The following is a 6,825-nucleotide window of genomic DNA, read 5'->3' on the forward strand; positions in this document are numbered from 1 at the left end:
TACGACCCTGCCGTGGTGGGGGGGGGACGAGGGTGACGCCACCCGCGCCGCGGGGGTGGCGATTGGCCCCCCACGCCGTCGGTCGGGTCGGCTGCCGGCCGGTGGCACGTCAGCCGGTGGAGCGTCAGCTGGTGTGCGTCACTTGACAGCCGCGAGGAGCGGCTCGATCTGGTCGATGGCGTACGGGATCGACAGAACGGTGTTGAAGGAGAACGCGGCGCCGATGTCCGGGTCCTGGTAGGGCACGAACAGGTCGCGCTTCTCCTGGTTGACCTTCAGCTTCTTGTAGAGCGGCTCGGCCTTGATCCGGTCGTTGGCCTCGGTGCTGGAGGTGACCCAGACGAGCCGGTCGACGTCGAGGACGTTGAGCTTCTCGGCGCTGAGCTCGGCGACGTTGAAGCCCGGCTTGGACAGCGTGTCGATCTCCGGCTTGAGCTTGAAGCCCAGCTCCTGGAAGAAGATCGACTTGGGGTCGGTCTTCGTGAACGCCGAGTACTTGCCGGCCTCGAAGCTGTCGGCGACGGCGAGCGTCTTGGTGGCCCACTCGGGGTGCTTCTCGCGGGCGGCCTTGAAGCGGGCGTCGATGTCCGAGATCAGCTTGGCGGCCTCGGCGTCCTTGCCCAGCGACTTGCCGATCTGCTGGGTCATCGTCTGCCACGGGGCGCCGTAGTCCGGGTGGTCCTTGGGCTGGGCGACGACCTTGGTGAACTTGGAGAGCGTGTCGTACTGCTCCTTCTTCATCCCCGAGTACTGGGCGATGACGAGGTCGGGCTTGAGGGCCGCGATCTTCTCGATGTTGTACTCGTCGCGCTCACCGACGATCTGCGGGGTCTTCGTGCCCCACTTCTCCTTGGTCCAGGGCCACTTGCCGTACGGCTTCTCCTTGAACCAGTCGACCGAACCGGCCGGCGTGACGCCGAGCGCGAGGACGGCGTCCTGGTCGGAGAGGCCGAGGGTGACGATCGTCTTCGGCTCCTTGTCGATGGTCGTGGAGCCGTACTTGTGCTCGACCGTGACGGGGAACGCGGCGGGCTTGGCTCCCCCGTCGGCGGCGGCCGACGGGGTGGAGGGGGACGGCGAGTCGGACTTCTCGGCCCCGCCGCCACAGGCGGAGAGGGCGAGAGCCGCCACGGCGAGGACGGCGACGCGGGGAGCGGATCTGGCGAACCGCGCCAGAGCGGGACGTGCACCAGCGGACACGGACGTTCCTTTCGGGGATTCACAGTGCTGCCACGCCCGCCGGGGCACGGGAAACCGCGCGACGGGAGTGGCGATTGGCGCGTGGGGGGTGGAGCGGGGTGACGCTAGCGCGCCGTGCCCACGCCGTCGACCACGGACCTGACCTCGTCGGCGGAGGGAGGGGCGGGGACGGAGGCGGGGGCTGCGGGGCCGGCCGGAGCGGGGGCCCGGTCGAGGACCGAGTCGAGGATCTCGCCGACCCTGATCGCGGTGTTGGAGAGCAGCGACGAGGTGATGCCGTGGGTGTGCTCGGTGCCGCCCTGGAGGTAGATCCCGCAGCGCAGTTCGGGGTCGGTGGCCAGACGGTAGTCCCGCTCGACGCGGACCCGGCCCTGGTCGTCGCGGTGGCAGCGGTCGCCGACCGGGCCGAGGAGGCCGAGGGGCTCGGCGGGCGTGTATCCCGTGGCGTAGACGACGACGTCGGCTTCGAGCACGGACTCCTCGCCGGTGACGAGGGAGGTGACGAAGGCGCGGACCTTGTCCGGGCCGTCCTCGACTCCGGTGAGCCGGGAGATGTTGATGAAGCGCAGCCGCTCGGTGCCGAGGACCTTCTCCTGGTACGCCTGCCGGTACAGGTCGTCGATGAGGTCGATGTCCACCACGGAGTAGTTGGTGTTCCCGTGATAGTCCATCAGCTTGCGCTTGATGTCGTCGGGAGCCGTGAAGTACTCGTCGACGGCCTCGGGATCGAAGATCCGGTTGGCGAAGGCGCTGTCGTCGGCGGGGCTGTAGCCGTAGCGCGAGAAGACGGCGCAGATCTCCGCCTCGGGGAAACGGCGGTGCAGATAGGCCACGTTCTCGGCGGCGCTCTGTCCGGCACCGACGACGACGATCCGCTCGGGGTTCGTGCCCTCCAGGCTCTCGACCTTGCGGAGCAGGTCGGAGTTGTGCCAGACGCGGTCGCTGCGCTCGACGCCCTCCGGCATCTTCGGGCGAAGTCCCGTGCCGAGGACGAGGTTTCGGGCGCGGTGGACGACGAGCTCGTCCCCGGCACGGGCGGTCACGTCGAGGTACTCGACGACGCCGTCCCGCTCGACCGGTTCCACCGAGACGATCTCGTGGCCGTAGGAGACCATGTCGTCGACCTTGGACGCGGCCCACTCGAAGTAGTCGTGGAACTCGACGCGCAGGGGGAAGAGGTTCTTGTGGTTGACGAAGTCGATCAGCCGGCCCTTGCTCTGCAGGTAGCAGAGGAAGCTGTACTCGCTGGTCGGGTTCCGCAGCGTCACCAGGTCCTTGAGGAAGGACACCTGCATGGTCGCGTCGTCGATCAGCATGCCGCGGTGCCAGCCGAACTGCGGCTGGCGCTCGAAGAAGTGGGCGGTGACCGCTTCCTCTCTTCCGACGCGTGCGTTGTGCTCGCTGAGCGCTATCGCCATGGCCACATTGGACGGCCCGAAGCCGATGCCTATGAGGTCGTGGACCAGAGGTGCGTCACCAGGAGAACCCTGCGACATGTCACTCCCATCGTGCGGGAAAGAAGCTGGGGAACGGGGGCATCGAGCACACCGGCGTCACCGGCTGCCCTGCATAACTTAGGTAAAGCTAACCTGATTAAGCGTGACTGTCGACGGGACGAAACGGACAAGGGGTGAAGGTCACCCCATGAACGACCGCACAAATCAAGCCAGTTGCACTGTTAGGTAAGCCTTGCTTTACTTGCTGACGGTCAATCGCTCTTCTGAGGAGGAACCCCATATGCGGGTCGTCATGTTCGGCTATCAGACCTGGGGCCACCGCACCCTCCAAGCGCTCCTGGACTCCGAACACGACGTGGTGCTCGTCGTGACGCACCCCAAGAGCGAGCACGCCTACGAGAAGATCTGGAGCGACTCGGTCGCCGACCTGGCGGAGGAGCACGGCGTCCCGGTCGTGATCCGCAACAGGCCTGACGACGACGAGCTGTTCGCGCGGCTCAAGGAGGCGGACCCGGACATCATCGTCGCCAACAACTGGCGTACGTGGATCCCGCCGCACATCTACAACCTGCCCCGCCACGGCACGCTGAACATCCACGACTCGCTGCTGCCCAAGTACGCCGGTTTCTCGCCGCTCATCTGGGCCCTCATCAACGGCGAGTCCGAAGTCGGCGTCACGGCCCACATGATGGACGAGGTGCTCGACGCCGGCGACATCGTCCAGCAGCACGCGGTGCCCGTCGGGCCGAAGGACACCACGACCGACCTCTTCCACAAGACGGTCGACCTCATCGCCCCCGTCACGATCGGCGCGCTCGACCAGATCGCCTCCGGACAGGCCGAGTTCACCCGGCAGGACCGCTCCCAGGCCAGCTTCTTCCACAAGCGGGCCGAGGAGGACATCCGCATCGACTGGAACTGGCCGGCCGACGCCCTGGAGCGGCTCGTCCGCGCCCAGTCCGCGCCCTACCCGAGCGCCTTCACCTTCCACCGGGGCAAGCGGCTCGAAGTCCTCTCCGCCGTCGTCTCCGAGGGACGGTACGGCGGCACTCCCGGCCGCATCTTCTACCGCGAGGGCGAGGGCGTCGTGATCGTCGCCGGCGCCGACGCCCGCACGGGCCGCAACCACGGCCTGGCCATCACCCGCGTGCGGACGGAGGACGGCCGCGAGCTCCCCGCGACCGAGTACTTCACGTCCATGGGCGGCTACCTCGTCGCCCGTCCCTGACGCGCATGGGCTCCGAGCACGTCGACGGGGGTCGCCGGTCCCGCCCGAGCCGCAGGGCGGCCCCCGTGTCAGATCTGGGTAGGTTAACCCAACCTATCGGTGAGGCCCGGCGGTTGGTGACCGACCGCTCGGACAGTGAGGCACAGCGATGGAACAGCCGATCGTCAACGGTGTGGCGTGCGACGCCTCGGGGGCGGCGTTCGCCGTCGTCGGCATATCGAACATGCCGACCGACTGGGCGAAGGTCTTCAGCTCCCTCGCCGGCGCCGACCTGACGCTCGACGCGGCCACGGGCCGCACCGGTGGCGAACAGGCCCTGCTGCGGGCCGTCGCCGAGGCGGCCGCCGGCGGAACCGGCCGCGGCGACACCCCCGACGCCGTCCCCCCGCCCTCCATGAGCATGACTCCCCCCAGTGTCCTGAACCTCAACGCGTACCTCATGTACGCGCTCGGGAAGGTCGCGCGCCGGAGGCTCACGGAACGGCTCGAGGCCCGCGGGCTGCGGCTGTGGCACCTCACCGTGATGACCCTGCTCGCGGACCTCGGCCCGCAGATGAAGACGGCCCTCGCGTCGCGGCTCGACATGAACGCCAGCGACCTGGTGAAGATCGTCAACGACCTCGCCCGCATCGGGCAGGTGGACTGCGTCCGCGACCGGACGGACCGGCGCCGGGTCGTCGTCGAACTCACCGCGGAGGGCCGGACGTACCTCGCCGGCCTCAGCGCGGAGATCGCCTCCGCCGACGACGAGATCCTGGCCCCGCTCGACGCGGCGGAACGCGAGCAGCTCGGCTCCCTGCTGCGCCGCGTGCACGGCCACCTCGAACGGCCCCCGGCCGGTGTGGCGCGCGGGCGCGGATACGGTCCGCCGGCTCCGCGCACCGGGAACTGACCACCATCGGATCCACCACGACGGACCTGTGCCCCCTCGCCCGTCCGGGCGAGGGGGCACAGTCGCTCCGGGCGCTCACGCACCCGACGATCAGGCCCGGTCGAGGATCCAGAGACGGTGGTCCCAGCCGATGTCCCTGCGGTCCCTCACGACCAGGCCCGCCCGCTCCACGAGCGCGTTCACCTCGTCGGCCCCCCGCACCCCGGAGCCGAAGGCGCACTTGAGACGCAGGTGGTGCAGGACGGCGTCGACGTCGTCGGCGTCGTCCGCGGCGACCATCTCCACCAGGATCAGCGTGCCCTCCGGCGCCAGCGCGGCCGCCGCCTCGGCGAGGGTGTGGACGGCGTCCTCGTCGGCGAGCCACTCCAGTTGACGGGACATCAGCAGGGTGTCCGTACCCCCGGGGGCTCCCGCGGACCGGGCGACCAGCTCGACCCGCGGCAGTACGTCGCTGTCGAGGATCCGGTCACGCAGCACGCGCAGCGCCGACGGCATGGCCGCGATCCGGGCGCGCAGCTCGGGGAACTCCTTGACCAGGGCGTTGACGACGGTCGCCGCGCCGTGGCCGGTCGCCGTCACCTCGGTGACGGCCGACCAGTCATTGGCCCGGAGCACGCCGGGGGCGATCCACATGGCCTCCTCCTCGACGGCGGCGCGGGCGGTGGCCGCGAGCCTCGGCTCGTCCTCCATGGCGGCGGTCAGGGTCTGCCCGGCGAGGGTGCGGTACCCCGCCTCGCCGGTGCGCACGGTGTGCAGGAGCCCGGAGAGCGAGGCGTCGAACGCCGCCTGGGCGCCCTCCAGGTGGTACTCGTCGGCCGAGTGGTCGTCCTCGACCAGCTCCTCGCTCACCGGGGTGAGGAGGTAGCCCTCCTCCCCCACCGCGAGGAGGTCGATCGAGACCAGGTAGCCGAGCAGCGCCTTCAGGGTCGGAGCGTCGGCCCCGGCCCGGCGGGCCAGCTCGGCCGCGTCCCGCACCCCGGCGTCGACCAGGTCGAAGAGGCCCAGCGTGACGGCCGTCCGGATCGCGTATCCGGGGGCCAGGTCCGTCAGCTCGTGCAGCCGCTCGTGCGCGTCCCCGTCCTCCTCCGCCTCGGCGGCGACCACCGCGGCCCCGTCGGACGGGTCGGCCGGCGCCGGCTCCGTGCGCCGCCAGTACCCGGTGATGTGGGTGTGCTCGCGCGGCACCTGACGCTCCGCCACGAGATGCCGGCGGATGCCCTTGAGCGTGAGGGTCTCGCCCGCGACCCAGGCGAAGACGGTGCCCGGCAGCCACTCGGCCGTACGGACCGCCTGTTCCAGGAGGTCCGTGGTGCCGGCGGGCGCGCCCTTGCGCGACAGCCAGACGATCTCGGCTTCGGCCCGGGTGGGCAGCTCCTGGCGGTGGCTGTCGTCCCCGATCTCGATGAAGACGCGGGCCTTGGTGCCCTCGGGCATCTCGGCCAGCCAGCGGCCGATGGCGGGCAGCGCGGTCTCGTCACCGATCACGAGCAGCCAGTCGGCCCCCTCGGGGTGGCTGTGCGACATCTTCGGTCCGGCGATCCAGGCGCTGTCGCCCGGCTCCGCCCGCTCGGCCCAGGTGGAGGCGACGCCGCCCTCGTGGCGGACGAAGTCGAAGTCGATCTCCCCGGCCTCGGGGTCGTGCCGGACCGGGGTGTAGTCCTTGGCGACGGGCCGGCCGTCGGCGGGCCAGTCGAGGCTGCTGACGTTCTGGCCGGGGAGGATCAGACGGCCGGCCTCGTCGGCGAAGAAGAACTTCACGTGGTCGTCGAAGCCCTCGGTGCGCAGGGCGGGCAGTTCGAGTCCGTCCTTCTCGAAGGCGTCGAGCTGGGCTCCGCCGAGGGTGAGGCGCCGCATCCCCGGGGTGATGTTCTCGGCGCGCAGGACGGTCAGTTCCCTCAGCACGATGGGGAAGGTGACGACCGAGCGGGGGCTGCGGGTGGACATGGAGAGGGCTCCTTCTGGCACTGCGGTGGTCCGGGAATCGCGGCCGGGGGGGCCGGGGGGGGGGGGGGGGGCCCGGCCCCCCCGCGCCCGGGGGGGGGGGTTGG

5 protein-coding genes are annotated in these 6,825 nt (G+C 70.4%); 2 read left to right on the top strand and 3 right to left on the bottom strand.

All coding sequences use genetic code 11. The annotated features are described in order from the left end of the window. Positions 1-138: 138 nt before the first annotated feature. Together ACFQ79_RS39720 and ACFQ79_RS39725 are read right to left on the bottom strand one after the other, a co-directional pair. On the bottom strand, positions 139-1,200 hold the full coding sequence (locus ACFQ79_RS39720; RefSeq protein WP_383593051.1) for an iron-siderophore ABC transporter substrate-binding protein: 1,062 nt from the start codon (positions 1,198-1,200) through the stop codon (positions 139-141). Between the two features lie 104 nt (positions 1,201-1,304). Continuing rightward, entirely contained in the window at positions 1,305-2,696 is a 1,392-nt protein-coding gene (locus tag ACFQ79_RS39725) for a lysine N(6)-hydroxylase/L-ornithine N(5)-oxygenase family protein (protein ID WP_383593054.1), read from the bottom strand. Positions 2,697-2,937: 241 nt separating this feature from the next. Here ACFQ79_RS39725 and ACFQ79_RS39730 point away from each other — a divergent pair, with 241 nt between their 5' ends. Together ACFQ79_RS39730 and ACFQ79_RS39735 are read left to right on the top strand one after the other, a co-directional pair. Further along, complete coding sequence (locus tag ACFQ79_RS39730) at positions 2,938-3,885, top strand: methionyl-tRNA formyltransferase (RefSeq protein WP_383593056.1); 948 nt, start codon at positions 2,938-2,940, stop codon at positions 3,883-3,885. A gap of 148 nt (positions 3,886-4,033) precedes the next feature. Continuing rightward, a complete protein-coding gene (locus ACFQ79_RS39735; RefSeq protein ID WP_383593059.1) occupies positions 4,034-4,777 on the top strand; it encodes a winged helix DNA-binding protein in 744 nt (247 codons plus the stop codon). A 90-nt stretch (positions 4,778-4,867) separates the two neighbouring features. Here ACFQ79_RS39735 and ACFQ79_RS39740 read toward each other — a convergent pair whose 3' ends face one another. Next, a complete protein-coding gene (locus tag ACFQ79_RS39740; protein ID WP_383593062.1) occupies positions 4,868-6,721 on the bottom strand; it encodes an SIP domain-containing protein in 1,854 nt (617 codons plus the stop codon). Positions 6,722-6,825 lie beyond the last annotated feature (104 nt).

It is taken from the genome of Streptomyces sp. NPDC056480, from assembly GCF_042795405.1.
Classification (GTDB): domain Bacteria; phylum Actinomycetota; class Actinomycetes; order Streptomycetales; family Streptomycetaceae; genus Streptomyces.

Coding starts and splice junctions, on each gene's coding strand:
- ACFQ79_RS39725 (WP_383593054.1), bottom strand. CDS start 2,696: ATGTCGCAGGGTTCTCCTGGTGACGCACCTCTGGTCCACGACCTCATA.
- ACFQ79_RS39730 (WP_383593056.1), top strand. CDS start 2,938: ATGCGGGTCGTCATGTTCGGCTATCAGACCTGGGGCCACCGCACCCTC.
- ACFQ79_RS39735 (WP_383593059.1), top strand. CDS start 4,034: ATGGAACAGCCGATCGTCAACGGTGTGGCGTGCGACGCCTCGGGGGCG.
- ACFQ79_RS39740 (WP_383593062.1), bottom strand. CDS start 6,721: ATGTCCACCCGCAGCCCCCGCTCGGTCGTCACCTTCCCCATCGTGCTG.